Here is a 16,527-nt window from a genome sequence, read left to right on the forward strand (position 1 = left end):
GCTTAGATGCGTATAGTTCATGGTTGCAATCTCACTTTGGTCGGTGGATAAAGACTTTGATGCTAGCGCATCTAGGTCTTTTTTTCACCTTGCATTTGGTATTGCACTTCATGTGTTAATCTAAGAAGATTAAAATTTAATTCTTTTTAAGCAAAGAATAAACGAGCATTACAACTTATTCCAATAGCGAAAACCACTTATCAGGATGGCTTTTCGCTACCGTTCTCAAGTCATAAGCATAAAAAAGCCTCAATCTTAGGATTGGGGCTTTTTGAATTTGGTAAATGTAATAGCCTCATACTGTTCAAGGCTTGTTACTGCAATTAACAGTCTGACTAAGGCAGCCGACCTAGCAATTCTTTGATGCTTGTCCTCAGCCTCAAGATTCATTCAGGTGATCTTATTCATACAAAATCCCGCCCGTTAAAACGGCAAGAACGGTGTCATTAAAGCCAAGTCATCAATCTGTATAACTCTTATAGACCTGTCGTAGCTACCTTAATAACGTCTCAGCAGTTCTCACAAATAACTAAATAAAGCGAACAGACGACTATCTTATAGCTCACGTTGGTGTTGCCTTTTTTAGAACACAAAAGGTTATTCATTATAGTTCTTCTTAATAGATGATTGGTTACAATAAAATTGACAGAAAATATAAGACTAAAGGAATAGACATGACTAAAGGAACGATAGGTATCGTCGGATTGGGCCGTATGGGTAACGGGATGGCTCAGTCTTTACTTCGCGAAGGTTTTCACGTGTTCGGCACGGACATAGGAGAAGCCCAACGCCAAGCTGCCAAGGAAATCGGTGTAAATGTCGTTGCAGATATCAAAGCGCTATGTGCAGAATCTAGCGTCATCATTCTATCTTTGCCAATGGCAAAGCATGTCCAAGCAGTAATTAAAGACAAAAACGGCATCATCGACCATGCTCAGCCCCACACCTTAATTATTGACACCTCCACCTCAGAACCAGAGGTGACGCGAGCACTTTCTATAGAGCTAGATCAATTGGATCATCAGTTATTGGACTGCCCTGTCAGTGGCGGCCCAGCGGGTGCTGAGGCCGGTACTATGGTTATGCTTGTTGGCGGTGGAAGTAGCGCCCTTGAACGCGCCCAGCTGTATCTAGATGCCTTAAGCTCAAAAGTAGTCTACATGGGCAAGTCTGGCAATGGGCATGCCGCTAAACTCATCAATAACCTTTTGTGTGCTGCACATCTCGTGACCACTACCGAAGCAGTCTCTTTGGGTACTAAGGCAGGCCTCGATCCTGCAGACCTTATTGCTGGTTTGAATGCCGGCTCAGGTCGTAGTGCGATTAGTGAAGTGAATTTCCCTCGCTGGATTTTGAGTGACAGTTTTGATTCTGGTTTTACGATGGAACTGATGCGTAAAGATGTGCGTCTGGCAAAAAACATGATCGGAGAGATGGGGCTAGCGTTGCCTGTGGCGCAGCAGGTAGCCGAGATTTGGGCGCAGAGCGAAGCAAACATACCTGATCAAGATGACTTTAACTGCATTGTAAAAAATGCTGGCTTGGGAGAATAGATGATGAGTTTTAACGTAGAAAAAAATGGTGAGCAGCAAGTTGAAGCACTTCTTCATGAGCTATTAGGTACTTCTAAATTTGGTAGCTGGATTGATGGAGAATTGATTACAGGTCATGGAGACAATATTGATCTGACTAACCCAGCAACTGGTCAGGTGTTTTTAAGCTATCGTGATGCGGGAAAAGATATTGTTGCTGACGCCGCCGCTGCTGCCATCAAAGCTCAAAAAGTATGGTGGTCGATGACGGCCAGTGCCAGAGGTCAGCTAATGTGGACGTGCAGTATGAAAATACGCGAAGCCGCAGAATCGCTGGCACGCCTAGAGTGTATTTCTGCCGGTAAGCCTATTCGTGATTGCCGAGTTGAGGTGACAAAAGTTGCCGAGATGTTTGAATACTATGCCGGCTGGTGTGACAAGATTATGGGACAAGTTATCCCTGTACCAACCACTCACTTAAACTACACTCGTCATGAGCCTTATGGTGTGGTGACGCAAATCACCCCTTGGAACGCACCTGTATTTACTGGAGGCTGGCAAATCGCGCCTGCCATCTGCGCAGGAAATGCCGTCTTACTTAAGCCGTCTGAATTAACCCCGCTAAGCACAACCGCACTCGTTAACATTCTTGAGCAAGCAGGTATCCCGCGTGGTTTGGTCAATGTCATTAATGGATTGGGACACACCACGGCATCTGCTGCCATTGCGCATCCAGCCACCAAAAAAGTCGTTTTTGTTGGCTCACCAAAGACGGGCGCGCTCATTGCGTCGGCATCTGCGCAACGTGTTATTCCTTGTGTACTGGAGCTGGGCGGAAAATCAGCCAACATCATTTATCCAGATGCCGATCTTGATCGGGCGGTAGTGGGCGCGCAAGCTGCCGTGTTTTCTGCGGCTGGACAGAGCTGTGTATCGGGTTCACGGTTATTGGTCCACCGTGATGTTTATCAAGAAGTTGTGGAACGTGTGGCTTCAGCAGCCGGTAAGTTACCCATAGGTTTGCCATGGCATGAATGCACGATGGTGGGACCGATTAATAATCAAAAACAGTTTAATCACGTACACGCGTTAGTGTCGGACGGTATTGCTGAAGGGGCAGTTGTTGCCGCAGGTGGCGAGGCAGGCGAAATTTGTGGCGGTGAAAATGGTTACTTTTATCAGCCAACTGTTTTAGCCAATGTAAAAAATGACATGCGAGTCGCACAAGAAGAGATTTTTGGACCTGTGGTTTCTGTTATTTCATTTGAAGAAGAAGAAGAGGCGGTCGCGATAGCAAACGACAGTCGTTTTGGTTTAGCAGGCGCGGTTTGGACGGCTGATGTCGGCCGCGCGCATCGGATGGCCGCGCAGGTAAATGCCGGAACATTTTGGGTAAATAGCTATAAATCAATCAATGTCATGTCGCCATTTGGTGGTTTTGGTGAGAGTGGCTATGGCCGATCGAGTGGCTACGAAGGTCTACTCGAATATACACAGACCAAAAGTGTCTGGGTCGAAACCGCAAAAGATGCTGCTATCCAATTTGGCTACTCAATCCAGTAATACGTAAGGAGAACATACATGTTAATTAACGAAACCCTACTGGGTGAAGTAAAGCAATGGCGTCAGCAGATCCATAGTCAACCAGAGCTTGGCTTTAAAGAGTTTAAGACCTCATCATTTATTGTCGATAAATTGCAGTCCTTTGGAATTGAAGTACATCAAGGATTGGGCGGCACGGGCGTTGTCGGTGTTCTAAAGAACGGCTCAGGTCCTACTATTGGCATACGAGCAGATATCGATGCGTTACCGATAAAAGAGCAAAACGATATTGCGCATAAATCCACTCACGAAAACTGTATGCATGCCTGTGGTCATGATGGTCACACGTCCGTTCTGCTTGGTACAGCAAAGCATTTAAGCCAACATAAAAACTTTAGCGGCACCATTTATTTTATCTTTCAACCTGCTGAAGAAGTCTTAGGCGGTGCCAAGGCGATGATTGACGATGGGTTGTTTGATAAGTTCCCCATGGACGCCGTCTACGGGTTACATAATTGGCCAGGCCTGCCTGTGGGAGAGATTGCGGTCAATAACGGGCCAATGATGGCGTCGTTTGATACCTTTGAGATTACACTAACGGGTAAAGGCACTCATGCGGCGATGCCACATCTAGGCGCTGACCCTATAGCAGCAGGCGCGGCATTGATTACTAATATTCAATCTATCGTCTCTCGTCGAATATCTCCACTCAAATCAGGTGTCATTAGTGTCACACAGATGAACAGTGGTGACACGACCAACGTCATTCCTGATTACGCCATTCTAAAAGGAACGGTTCGTAGCTTTGATATGGACGTACGCCAGTCCATGCAAGATATGCTGACAGAAATGGTTGCTGTACTACCGCCTTTATATGGGGTCACAGGCGAGATGGATTACCATATTCGCTATCCAGTTACCACTAATGACAGTCAAGCTTATCTTGAAATCAAAGAAGCTGCTACTGAAGCGTTAGGTGCTGACAAGGTCAATACTGATGTGGAGCCGTCCATGGCTTCTGAGGATTTCTCATTTATGAGTCAAGTCGTCAAAGGTGCTTATTTTTGGTTAGGCGTTGATGGTAGTAGCCCATCCAAACCATTACACAATGCCGCTTATGACTTTAATGACGATGCGATTGAGACCGGTATCAAAGTATGGGTATCTTTAGTAGAGTCTCAACTACCAAAAATGTCTGCGTAAACTGAGTCTGTATGAACTAATAAGTAGTAACAACACGTAGAAGTCGTTAAGTAGAAACCGTTATGTAGAAACTATAAATTGCAAAGGGAGTTGCTATGAATAATACCAGTGTGCTACCAAGTACAATGACCAAGTACTTATTTGATTGGAAACTACATTTACTAGTGATTGTTACATCACTACTTGCAGAATGGATCGGGATTATCAAAATTCCAATTGGCATTGGCACGCTGGTCTTATTGCCTTTACTCTACGCATTTATATTTACGCTATTGTTAAACCCCAACGTCATACCGTCAATGACAGCGGTTATCTCAAGAGACCGAGCAAAATTTGCAAGCTATGCGGTGCTCTTAAGTATCATGCCTTTTATTGCAAAGTTTGGTGTTGGTGTCGGTCCTAAAATAGAAGAAATAATAGCCGCAGGTCCCGCCCTTTTACTACAAGAATTGGGCAATATAACGACTGCGCTTATTGCCCTACCTGTGGCTGTATTGGTGTTTGGTATGGGTAGAGAGGCTATTGGTGCCACGCACTCAATTGCTCGTGAACCGAATATTGCGCTCATTGCTGATAAATATGGGCTCCAAAGTCCTGAAGGTATCGGCGTCATGGGTGTCTACGTGATGGGTACGTTGTTTGGCGCCATTTATTTTTCACTGATGGCGGGTATTATTGCTTCTATGGGTATCATGGATATCCGTGCATTGGCGATGGCTTGCGGTATTGGTAGTGGCAGTATGATGGGCGCTTGTTCAGCCGCGCTCGCAGAAACCGTACCTGCACAAGCGGAGACTATTACCGCCTTTGCAGCGACCTCTAATCTTTTGACTTACGCGACAGGGCTATTTGTCAGTTTATTTATTGCACTGCCATTCACAGAGTTTTTATATAAAGTCACGAGCAAGTTTAAGAAGAAAAATGATACTACCGCTGCGGCGCAAACAGATCCTGATCTAAAAATACCAGAGCAATCTATTTTATCAGTCAAGCAGTCTTTAGCTCTGTTGGCAGTTATCTGTATCGTGCTATTATTCAGTAACTGGGTAGGGCAAGGTGTTGATCCCATCTCTGCGCTACCTGCCATGTTGATTCTATTCGGGTGCTGTATCGTTGGCGTCTTACTAAAGGAAGTCATTCCTGTCAATGTCCCCGCTATTGCTTGGATATCTATTGTGGCTATTTTGATATCTCTGCCACAGTTTCCAATGAGCGAGTATGTCTTAGCAGAAACAGATAAGTTAGGCGTATTGCAACTTATTACTCCGGTACTTGCCTATGCAGGGTTTGCAATCTCTCAAATGGAAGTGAATTTGTTCAAAAAATCTGGATTTAAAATTGCCGTAGTTGCCTTGCTCACCTTTACGGGCACTTTCTTGGGTTCTGCTATAGTCGCCCAAGCTTTGCTATAAAAGATGTTCATTAGTATGGGTCACGGCACTGACAAATAGTTTATGCTCGGCCTGATGGGAAGGTGTAGTTGAAAAACAATAAAAGCGCTATGGTACTGCTCATATTAATTTTTGCAGCCTCTGTCTGCACAGGCACAGCACGCCAGAAAATTGATATGAGCAGTGCATGATGTATTGAGATTAATTTTCATTGAATATAGCCTGCTTACAACTCTTTCATCCATAACTTTAGATGCTGTAGCAATTCATGCGGACCTTGGGAAAGATGACGACCGAGCCGCGTAATCAGGTGCGCTTCACCGCTTGCCAGTAGCGTATTGTCTATAGGAATTGCAATCAGGTGTCCGTCTTCGACTTCTTTGGACACGACAAAATACGGTAGAAAAGTAAACCCCATATTTGAGCGCGCAAAATTCTTTAGCACATTGAATGAGTCGGTGGTTAGGGTAGGGCTAAATCGAATCTTTTGTTGAAATTCAGCCATCGCTACTAACTGGCGTACGCCAAAACGATTTTCGGCCAGTCCCACTGGGTATTCTAAAAGCTCTTCCAACTGCATCGATGTATCTCGATTGGCTAATGGATGGTCGGGCGAAACAATCACATACATTGGCTGAGCACTGATAACCTGTGAGCGGATGCGCGGATGACTGCTAGAATGGAATACTAGCCCAATATGCGCTTCGTCCTCCTCAACCTGACGAATCACTTCGTTTGATCCACCCGTACTGATTGATAGCGTGAGCGTCGGATATAGACGGGAAAACTCAGATAACGGGCCAAGCATCAAATCTCCAATAAAACCATCGCCCACGGCTAGCTTTATATGACCTCGCTGTAATCCCAACACCGCCTGTAATTTTGAAATACAAGCCTCTTCAGCAGAGAGGGATTCTCGATAAAACTGTAAGAGGATACTACCAGATTCTGTCGGCGTTACCCCTTTGCGGTGCCGTTCAATAAGTGTGCTCGCTAATTCTTCTTCTAACAGAGATATTTGTCGGCTGACGGCCGAGGGAGCAATATTGAGCTTATCTGCAGCAGCCCGTATTGTACCCATCGTTACCGCTTCATAAAGATAGGATAACCGCTTTCCATTAATCTCTGCCATTGCTTGTCCTTGCGCTCTTCTCAATTTCATTTCAGTGTCATTAAATAAGTGTAGCACTTTGACTCACGCATGGAATAATGAGCGTCAGTGATGGCATACTATTTAATCGGACCAGCAAAAGTGCCCGTGGTGTACAAAAAAGTATACCTTAATAAAAATAAACAGTAACGCATGCTCTTTAAAACGATAGTCTCCCAAGCTAGTATTTACGTATTAGACCGCAGAGGCCATTCTGCTACAGCCCATATTTCACGGATAAAAAAAAGCCCCAATCTGAAGATTGGGGCTTTCTAAATTTGGTAGGCATAAGCAGATTCGAACTGCTGACCTCTACCATGTCAAGGTAGCGCTCTAACCAACTGAGCTATACGCCTATTTAGGTTGAGCATTTTAGCAAGTTTCTCAGACTTTGCAAGCCTTTTTTATAATAATTCTATTTTATTATCATAATATTTGATGTTGCGCACCATTATCAAATATTGCAGTATGTTTTTTATGTATGTTTTCTAAATATTCAATTTAACACGTTTAGTTTTTATTGTTAATAATAGGGTGAAACCTAATGGATCAGCGCCTATAACTGGTATTATATCTCTCTAACAAATGCGATGGTCATAATAGCAATGATGCAAAATCATTCGTATTGAACAAGCATTTAATGAAAATTAGAATTAGAATTAGGCGGAGGATAACATGGGCTTATTGGTAGATGGTAAGTGGCAAGATAAATGGTACGACACGGAAGAAAATGGTGGTCGATTTGAGCGTGAAGATGCCGGGTTTAGGAACTGGGTAACGGTAGATGGCAGTGCAGGTCCTACAGGTGTTGGCGGATTTAAAGCTGAACCTGATCGCTATCACCTATATGTGTCGCTAGCCTGTCCTTGGGCACACCGCACTTTGGTTTATCGTAAGCTCAAAGGTCTAGAGGATATCATTCCGATATCTGTGGTTCATCCCTTTATGGGAGAGCACGGCTGGACGTTTGCAGAGGGCGAGGGCGTGATTGCTGATCCGCTTATCCATGCAGATTATGCTTATGAGCTTTATATTAAAGCAAAACCCAACTATACGGGACGAGTTACTGTTCCGATTTTATGGGACAAAAAGACCAATACGATTGTGAGTAATGAATCATCAGAGATCATTCGTATGTTTAATTCAGCTTTTGATGAGGTTGGCGCACTAGCAGGGGATTTTTCGCCAGCATCGTTATTGCCAGAAATCGATGATATTAATGCGTTTGTCTATACGACGATTAATAACGGTGTGTACAAGGCTGGATTTTCGACCACACAAGAGGCTTATGAAGAGGCGGTGATTGAGCTGTTTGCCGCATTAGATACACTTGAAACCCGTCTAGCAGATAAACGTTACCTCACAGGGAGCACTATCACCGAAGCTGATTGGCGACTATTTACCACCTTAGTTCGTTTTGATGCGGTCTATGTTGGGCATTTTAAATGCAACCTACGCCGCATTATCGACTATCCAAACCTGTGGGGCTATCTGCGTGATCTATACCAAGTACCAGGTATCGCTGAGACAGTGAATATGGAGCACATCAAGCAGCACTATTACACGAGCCACGCCAATATCAACCCCACTCGTATCATCCCTATTGGCCCTGCTATTGATTTTACGACAGCACATCATCGTGATCAGCTATAGACATGTTTGCTTTATACATGTGAGTGAGAAAGGCTCAGCATAAATAGAATTTCAATAAAAAATACCCCAGCGACTATGAAGCAGCTGGGGTGTTTTACGATGTAAAAGGTATTTTAATTGATATTAAGCATTGTTTAGCTGACGGGCTGCCTCTAATGCAAAGTAAGTCAAAATACCGTCAGCACCAGCACGGCGGAAACCAATCAGAGATTCTAGAATCACAGCATCACTGAGCCAACCGTTCTGGATAGCAGCCATGTGCATGGCATATTCACCAGAGACTTGATAGGCAAAGGTCGGTACACCAAAGGTGTTTTTGACTTCACGGATGAGGTCTAAATATGGCTGGCCTGGTTTGATCATGACCATGTCAGCGCCTTCATTGATGTCCATAGCCACTTCATGCAAGGCTTCCGCACGATTGCCAAAGTCCATTTGATACTGCTTCTTGTGCCCGCCTTTTAAGTTACCAGCGCTACCAACAGCATCGCGGAACGGACCATAGTAAGCAGAAGCATATTTGGCTGAGTAGGCCATGATCGCGGTATTAACAAAGCCTTCTGCTTCAAAGGCATCACGCATGGCTTTGATACGGCCGTCCATCATGTCACTAGGAGAGATGATATCAGCACCAGCACGAGCATGCACAAGGGCTTGCTTGACCAATACTTCGGTGGTTGCATCGTTGATCACATAACCGCTGTCGTCGAGCAAACCATCTTGACCGTGCGATGTATAAGGGTCTAGTGCGACATCAGTCATGACGACCATCTCTGGTACGGCATCTTTGACCGCTTTTACTGCGCGTGCGGTAAGACCATCTTCGTCGTAAGCGGCTTTGCCATCAGGGGTTTTTAATGCGTTGTCAATGACAGGGAAGATGTCGATGGTAGTGACACCCTCTGCCAAAAGCTCTTTGGCATAATTAACAAGCAAATCGATTGATAAACGCTCAACGCCCGGCATGCTAGAGATCGTCTCGCGCTGGTTGTCGCCTTCTAATACAAAGACAGGCGCGATAAAGTGCTTGGGATGTAGTTCGACTTCACGAATCATTGCTCGTACATTGTCGTTATAGCGTAGACGCCGCAAACGAGTGGCAGGGTATTGGCGGTTAAACGTATAGCTCATAATAATTCCTTACTATCATTTTAATAGTTATGGTGTTGCTCGAGTGAAAATTATTTTATAAGTCGTTTTTTATAGCGTCATGCTTTATGGCATTGGCTTCTCAAAAAAGCGACTTATAAAACGATTTTACTATAACTAAAAGGCTCAAAATAAAGCAAAAAGCCCTACCAAGTTAAGTCGGTAGGGCTGATGATACTTATCGACTATCAACGTGAAGATACGGTTACGTCACGAGATTATGAGTATATCATTTAAGGCTCGACAATCTGTGTCACAGGCACTTGTTCGACGCTCGCATCATTGAAGCGAGTCTCTTCAGTCACCACACCGACGGCTGCATCTTTTCTACCATCATCATTCACATCGACGATAGCGGTGGGTTCAAAAGTGGTGGTTTTTGTCGTTTGAGATTGCTTGATTGCTAAAGCCTCTTGTGGAGACACAACAGGTGCTGAGCCAGCTGCTTGAATAGCATTTGTTGCTTTGGCTTTTGCACTCTTGGCAGATCCAGTAACGATTTGGGCTAAGTTGGTGTGCTGCGGTACAGGAATCACTGCGGGCACATCAAGGTTGGCACCGCCACCGAGGGCTTGATACAGCTCAACTTGACTGGTGATTTTCTGTAGCTCTAGATCCAATATACCTTGCTGAGTAGAGAACAGTGAACGCTGAGCATCAAGTACGTCTAGATAGTTATCAAGACCAGCTTTGAAGCGCGCATCAGCAATTTGATAAGTCTGCTCAAAGTTATCTTGCAAGCGATACTGCGACTGTAGCTGCTCACCCAAAGTAGCACGCGTAGCCAGTACGTCTGACACTTCACGGAAGGCGGTCTGAATAGCACCCTCATAACTTGCCAATGTTTGCTTGCGTTCGATTTGCGCGACATCGTAATTGGCATCCAAGCGACCAGCATCAAAAATGGGCACGCTAATGTTAGGACCAAACGACCAACCAACCGCGCTGTTTTTGAACAAATCGCTCAAGCTGCTACTACTCACACCAACACTACTGGCAAGGCTGATCGAAGGATAATAAGCGGCACGAGCCACTTCGATATTGGCACCAGCCGCTTTTAGGTTATATTCTGCTTGTAACACATCAGGACGGTAGCGTAACAGCTCGCTTGGTAGTCCTGCACTAAATATCTTTTGAGTAGTGATATTGCTGACCGCAGGCGTTGGGATCAGCTCATTTGGTATAGCGCCGCCCACCAAGTACTGCAAGGCATTGCGTGACTGCAGAATACTGCTTTGCGCACGCAGTACCGCTAGCTTAGCATTCTCAAGTGAAGCGCTTGCTTGTAGTGATGGTAGCTTGGGATCAATACCTGCCTCAAAGCGCTTGCTAGCAATAAACAGTGACTGCTCACGGCTCTGTACGGTGGCTTCAGCCAATTTTAACTGTGCCAGACTGTAGCTGAGATTGGCATAGCTTTGGGCAATATTACTAATCAGGCTGATCTGGGTGGCATCTTTGGCAGCAGTGGTTGCCAAGAAGCTTTGCAGCGCTTGATCTTTTAGGCTAGCTATTCGACCCCAAAAGTCTAGCTCATAGCTGGCAAGACCAAGCTGTACGTTATAGCTGCTGTTTGGGCTAGTGCTGACACGGTTCTGTGCCTGACGAGTATAGCCTGCGCTGCCGTTGATGGCTGGGGCGTCATTGATATCGGTGATTTGATATTGTGCGCGTGCTTTTTCAATTGCCAAACGCGCACTTTCAAAATCTTTGTTCTTCTCAAGACCCAGCGCAATCAGTCCTTTTAAGCGCTCATCGCTATAAAAGTTCTGCCAACGCTGGGCCGCAATACTTGGCTGCTCAGGAGTGCTGATTGTTTCCTCATCGAACGCACCGTAGGTCTGTTCCATGGGGATATTTGGCTCTGCTAGGACAGGACTCATATCCGCTTTTGGGATGGTGTTACAAGCTGCCATGCTCATTGCTAAGGCAGTCAGACCCAATAGGCGACTGCCATTTTTGCGCAAGCGTGAGATAGCTGGCTGTGCAGCAGATACTGGTACTGCTGCTGAGTTAGTGATAAACATATTTTGAGCACTCATTATCTATTGTCTCCAAGGCTTGCAGGCTGATAATTATCAGAAGGCATTGGGTTGTGCGAATCAGGCGTACCGTTGCCATCATCTCTATCGTTTGGCTTGTTGTTCTCATATTTGTGCGGGAACGCGCTACGCACCCAGATATAGAACATAGGAATAAAGAAGATGCCTAATAATGTGGCAGTGATTACACCACCGACAACACTGGTACCGATAGCGTTCTGACTGCCTGAACCTGGACCATTTGCCAAGAATAATGGCACAACACCCAGTCCAAAGGCAAGTGAGGTCATAATAATTGGACGCAGACGTTGACGTGCGGCTGTCATAACAGCCTCTCTGAGACTATAACCTTCCTCTTGGTGTTCTTTGGCAAACTCGATAATCAAGATGGCGTTCTTGGCGGACAAACCAACGACGGTGAGTAGACCCACTTGTAAATAAATATCGTTGGCAAAACCACGTAGCCACGTAAATATCACCGCACCCAATACCCCAAGTGGAATGACCAATAGGACAGAGAAGGGGATAGACCAGCTCTCATATAGTGCTGCCAAGCATAAGAACACGACTAGGATTGAAAGCGCATAGAGCATCGGCGCTTGAGCACCTGATTTTTGCTCTTCCAATGACATGCCCGTCCACTCATAGCTGATGCCTTCAGGTAATTTGTCTATCATGGCTTCCATTGAGCTCATTGCTTCACCAGTACTCAAACCTGGGGCTGCACTACCTTGGATATTCATTGATGGTAAGCTGTTATAACGCGTCAGACGCGGTGAGCCTGACTGCCATTCACTGCTAGAGAATGCATCAAATGAAATCATATCATTCGTCTCGTTTCGTACATACCACTTACCAATGTCATCAGGGTTGGTACGGCTGCTGGCTTCACCTTGTACATAGACACGTTTGATACGGCCACGATCGATAAAGTCGTTGACGTAGCTTGAGCCCCACGCGGTGGATATGACGCTATTGATGTTACTCAATGATAGACCATAAGCGGCTGCTTGCTCTTGGTTGATATTGACCTTGAGCTGCGGTGAGTCTTCTTGACCGTTAGGACGTACGCCAGCTACTTGATCGTTCTGCGCGGCCATACCTAAGAGCATGTTTCGGGCTTCAAGTAGCCCGTCATGTCCGAGGTTACCACTGTCCTGAATCATTAAGTCAAAACCACTGGCATTACCAAGCTCGGTAATCGCTGGTGGGACGATGGCAAATACTTGTGCTTCGTTTAACTGAGTAAGGAAATACCCCATTGCTCGACCAGAGACAGCCTGAGCGGTGTTTTCATCGCCCGAGCGTTTCTCCCAGTCTGATAAGCGCACAAACGCCAGACCCATGTTTTGGCCTTGACCAGCAAAACTAAAGCCTGCAACGGTAAAGACAGAGGCAATGTTGTCAGTCTCTTGGGTATCGTAATAGTTTCTGACTTTATCCAATACGTCTTGCGTCTCATCCAGCGTCGACCCAGCAGGAAGCTGAACCAAGGTAAACATAATACCTTGATCTTCTTCTGGTAAAAACGAGCCTGGAATACGTAAGAAGACAACGGCCATGATACCGATGATGGCTGCATAGCCAATCATGTATAGCCATTTGAAACGAATGCTTTTGCCGACAAAGTTTTCGTACGAACGGCTAAGTTTGAAGAAGCCACGGTTGAACCAACCAAAGAAGCCTTTTTGCTTTTCGGTACTGCCTTTTTCATGACTTTTGCCACGTTTCAGCAATGTCACACATAGGGCAGGGGTAAATACAAGCGCGACCATAGCAGAGAGCACCATGCTGGTAATCAGCGTGATAGAGAACTGACGATAAATCACACCTGTTGAGCCACCAAAGAAGGCCATCGGTACGAATACTGCAGACAAGATAAGCGCAATACCAATAACGATTTTACTGATTTCACCCATTGACTGGATAGTTGCATCTTTGATAGAGATGTGAGGATCTTCTTCTAGTATTCGCTCGACGTTCTCTACAACGACGATCGCATCATCGACCAGTAGACCGATGGACAATACCATGGCAAACATGGTCAATACGTTGATACTAAAGCCTGCAATATACAACACTGCAAAGGTACCCAAGAGTACGACAGGTACGGCAAGGGTCGGGATAATGGTGGCACGCCAGTTCTGTAAGAAAATGAACATAACGATAAATACCAACACAATCGCTTCAATGAGGGTCATAACGACTTGTTCGATAGACAAGCGTACAAATGGTGTGGTGTCATAAGGAACAACTGATGCTAGACCTGTTGGGAAGTTTTGCTCCAGCTCCGCCATACGTGCACCAACAGCCTCACGGGTCTCTAGCGCGTTTGCGCCTGCAGCCAATGAGATACCTAGGCCAGCTGCTTCTTGTCCATTATATAAGGCCACAACGCTATAGTTTTCACTACCGATTTCGACGTCTGCTACATCGCCGAGACGTACTTGCGCACCAGAGACATCAGTTTTCAGCAGAATGTTTTTAAACTCTTCAGGCGTTTGTAGATAGCTTTGAACCGTAACGGTTGCGTTGATGACCTGTTGATCTGTATCAGCAGGTGCCTGTCCTAACTGACCAGCGGATACCTGAGCATTTTGCGCTCGTATCGCATTGACGATATCAGATGGCACCATGTTATAACTGCGTAGGCGTGCAGGATCAAGCCAAACGCGCATGGCATAAGTAGAACCAAAGACCTGAACTTCACCCACACCTTCAACACGACTGATCGAATCGAGAACATTTGAGTTGATATAATCGGCAATATCGGCCCGATCCATACTACCGTCTTCAGAGACAAAAGCCTGTACCATCAAAAAGCTACTGGATGATTTGTTGACGTTGACGCCTTGGCGCTGTACTGATTCAGGCAATGAGCTCATCGCAGCTTGCAGTTTGTTCTGTACTTGTACTTGTGCCGTATCAGAGTCCGTACCATTTTCAAAAGTCAGCGTGACTGATGCACCACCATTCGAAGAGCTCGATGATGACATGTACATCAGGCCATCTAGACCTTTCATACGTTGTTCAATGACCTGTACAACGGAGTTTTCAACGGTTTGCGCATTAGCACCAGGGTAGCTTGCACTGACCGAAATCGTCGGTGGCGCAATACGTGGATACTGTTCAATCGGTAGATTAAGAACCGATAACACCCCGATGAGCATGACCAAAACAGCCAGCACCCAAGCAAAAATAGGGCGATTAATAAAAAAACGTGACATAGTATATCCCTAAGTCTTCTGGTCTTTGAATGGAATTAGTTAGCAGCGGCTTCTGTTGATTTTTCACTAGAAGTGGCACTGCTAGCTGGTTTTTTATCCATTGTTTTTGCAGCTTGCTGCGGCGTCTTAGCATTGGGTGCACTTTGTGCAGATGGCGCTGGATTTGCGCTCTCTAGTGGCTTGGCAACCACCTCTTGCTCAGGTTTAACCTTGGCACCGCCTATCACAACTACTTTGTCACCTGCTTTTAAGCCATCAGTGACAACCCACTGACCATCATAAGTACCGTTGATAGTGACTGGACGTACTTGAATCTTGTTGTTTTCATCAACGATATAAACTTGCGTCTCGCTCTTAGGCGTACGCGTGACAGCACTTTGAGGAACTAGTGCTGCGTTGGTAATGACGCTTTGAGTTAAGCGAGCTGTCACGTACATACCCGGTAGCAAAATATTGTTGCTGTTTGGGAAAATCGCACGCAAGGTAACCGCACCTGTTGATTCATCCACTTTTGCTTCAGACAAGGCAAGCTTGCCACGCACGGGATAGACTGAACCATCCTCTAGCACCAACTCAACTGAGTTCATGCCTGGCTGAGCTGAGCCGTCTGCTATTTGCTGACGTAGCTTGAGCAGCTCAGATGATGACTGACTGATATCAACGTAGATAGGGTCTAAGCGCGAAATGGTAACCAAAGGATCCGCCTGACCGGCGCTAACCAGCGTACCAGCAGTTACGCTTGAGCGATCCGTACGACCGGTGAGAGGCGCACGCACGATAGTACGGTTCAGATCCAATGTGCTAGCATCAAGACCAGCTTGCGCGGTTTGAATGCCTGCTTTGGCACTTTCAATACCCGCTTGTGTCTGACCGACAGCAGCTGCGGCACTTTGCACTGCTGCCTGCGCGGTACGTACGGCAGTTTGAGCTTGCTCATACTGCTGTTGTGAGATGGCGTTGATACTGACCAAGCCTTGCAAACGTTGTAAGTCATTTTGCGCCTGAGCCAATGACGCTTGGCGGCTGGCAAGCTCAGCTTTTGCATTGGCATTATTTGCCAATGCTGTCTGATAGTTGGCCTGCGATTGCTGTACGGCTGCCTGACCACTGCTTACCGAAGAGGCATAGTTATCAGTATTAATGCGATAAAGTGGCTGACCTTTTTTGACATTGCTTCCCTCACGGAATAACACTTCGTCAATGACGCCATTTACTTGTGGGCGGACGTCGGCAGTTTGATAAGCTGCAGTACGTCCAGAAAAAGTCTGTACTTGGGGGATGGTGTCGAGAGTGACAGTCTGAACGTTGACAACTGCAGGCGGCATTTGCTGCTGTGCGGCTTGCTCACCAGCGGCGTCATCGTTTTTGTCACAGCCAACCAGTACAGCTCCAGATAGTACGGATGCTATTACAAGCGCAAGAGTAGAGTGCTTCATCAATGTCCTCGGCAATATGTAAATAAAAATAATGGCAGTATAAAAAGTTAAACAATAAATTTTGGTATATAAGTTACCCCACTCTCAACTTCGAAAGTGATTGAAAAAAGAAGAGCACCTCACTAATCTATTGTTTTCGACCAAGAATACAATGGAGTTGTGAGATGCCCATAGACGAATTTATCATCAATATCTATTTAAT

The 16,527-nt window shown here is 45.7% G+C and carries 10 protein-coding genes and 1 tRNA gene; 5 read left to right on the plus strand and 6 right to left on the minus strand.

The genetic code is table 11. The features are described 5' to 3' along the window. The first annotated feature begins 623 nt into the window (after window positions 1-623). The 4 genes from JMX83_RS13680 (at window position 624) to JMX83_RS13695 (ending at window position 5,689) form a co-directional block, all read left to right on the plus strand. Window positions 624-1,553 carry an NAD(P)-dependent oxidoreductase gene (locus tag JMX83_RS13680; protein WP_227675876.1) on the plus strand — a complete coding sequence of 310 codons (930 nt, stop codon included), beginning with the start codon at window positions 624-626 and terminating at the stop codon, window positions 1,551-1,553. Continuing rightward, complete coding sequence (locus tag JMX83_RS13685; RefSeq protein ID WP_265089553.1) at window positions 1,554-3,095, plus strand: aldehyde dehydrogenase family protein; 1,542 nt, start codon at window positions 1,554-1,556, stop codon at window positions 3,093-3,095. Between the two features lie 18 nt (window positions 3,096-3,113). After that, window positions 3,114-4,277 (plus strand): M20 aminoacylase family protein, encoded by a 1,164-nt coding sequence (locus tag JMX83_RS13690; RefSeq protein WP_201602846.1) that lies wholly within the window; start codon window positions 3,114-3,116, stop codon window positions 4,275-4,277. Between the two features lie 95 nt (window positions 4,278-4,372). Next, window positions 4,373-5,689, plus strand: coding sequence for a DUF3100 domain-containing protein (locus JMX83_RS13695; RefSeq protein ID WP_201602848.1), 1,317 nt, complete (start codon window positions 4,373-4,375; stop codon window positions 5,687-5,689). 205 nt (window positions 5,690-5,894) lie between these two features. Here JMX83_RS13695 and JMX83_RS13700 read toward each other — a convergent pair whose 3' ends face one another. Continuing rightward, entirely contained in the window at window positions 5,895-6,830 is a 936-nt protein-coding gene (locus tag JMX83_RS13700) for a LysR family transcriptional regulator (RefSeq protein WP_201602850.1), read from the minus strand. 267 nt (window positions 6,831-7,097) lie between these two features. After that, a tRNA-Val gene (locus JMX83_RS13705) sits at window positions 7,098-7,174 on the minus strand. A 319-nt stretch (window positions 7,175-7,493) separates the two neighbouring features. Between JMX83_RS13705 and JMX83_RS13710 the strand changes: the two genes are divergently transcribed. After that, a complete protein-coding gene (locus tag JMX83_RS13710; RefSeq protein WP_201602852.1) occupies window positions 7,494-8,471 on the plus strand; it encodes a glutathione S-transferase family protein in 978 nt (325 codons plus the stop codon). A 123-nt stretch (window positions 8,472-8,594) separates the two neighbouring features. On the opposite strand, the gene hemB is transcribed toward JMX83_RS13710, so the two are convergent. The 4 genes from hemB to JMX83_RS13730 all read right to left on the minus strand — a co-directional run bounded on the left by hemB (window position 8,595) and on the right by JMX83_RS13730 (window position 16,325). Next, window positions 8,595-9,602, minus strand: coding sequence for a porphobilinogen synthase (hemB, locus tag JMX83_RS13715; RefSeq protein ID WP_201602855.1), 1,008 nt, complete (start codon window positions 9,600-9,602; stop codon window positions 8,595-8,597). 251 nt (window positions 9,603-9,853) lie between these two features. After that, window positions 9,854-11,662 carry an efflux transporter outer membrane subunit gene (locus JMX83_RS13720; protein WP_201602858.1) on the minus strand — a complete coding sequence of 603 codons (1,809 nt, stop codon included), beginning with the start codon at window positions 11,660-11,662 and terminating at the stop codon, window positions 9,854-9,856. Next, window positions 11,662-14,889, minus strand: coding sequence for an efflux RND transporter permease subunit (locus JMX83_RS13725; RefSeq protein ID WP_201602861.1), 3,228 nt, complete (start codon window positions 14,887-14,889; stop codon window positions 11,662-11,664). The genes JMX83_RS13720 and JMX83_RS13725 overlap by 1 nt, the downstream gene beginning before the upstream one ends. A 35-nt stretch (window positions 14,890-14,924) precedes the next feature. Then, on the minus strand, window positions 14,925-16,325 hold the full coding sequence (locus JMX83_RS13730; protein ID WP_201602864.1) for an efflux RND transporter periplasmic adaptor subunit: 1,401 nt from the start codon (window positions 16,323-16,325) through the stop codon (window positions 14,925-14,927). Window positions 16,326-16,527: the final 202 nt, after the last annotated feature.

Source organism: Psychrobacter piscatorii (assembly GCF_904846415.1).
In the GTDB taxonomy this organism is placed as follows: Bacteria; Pseudomonadota; Gammaproteobacteria; order Pseudomonadales; family Moraxellaceae; genus Psychrobacter; species Psychrobacter piscatorii.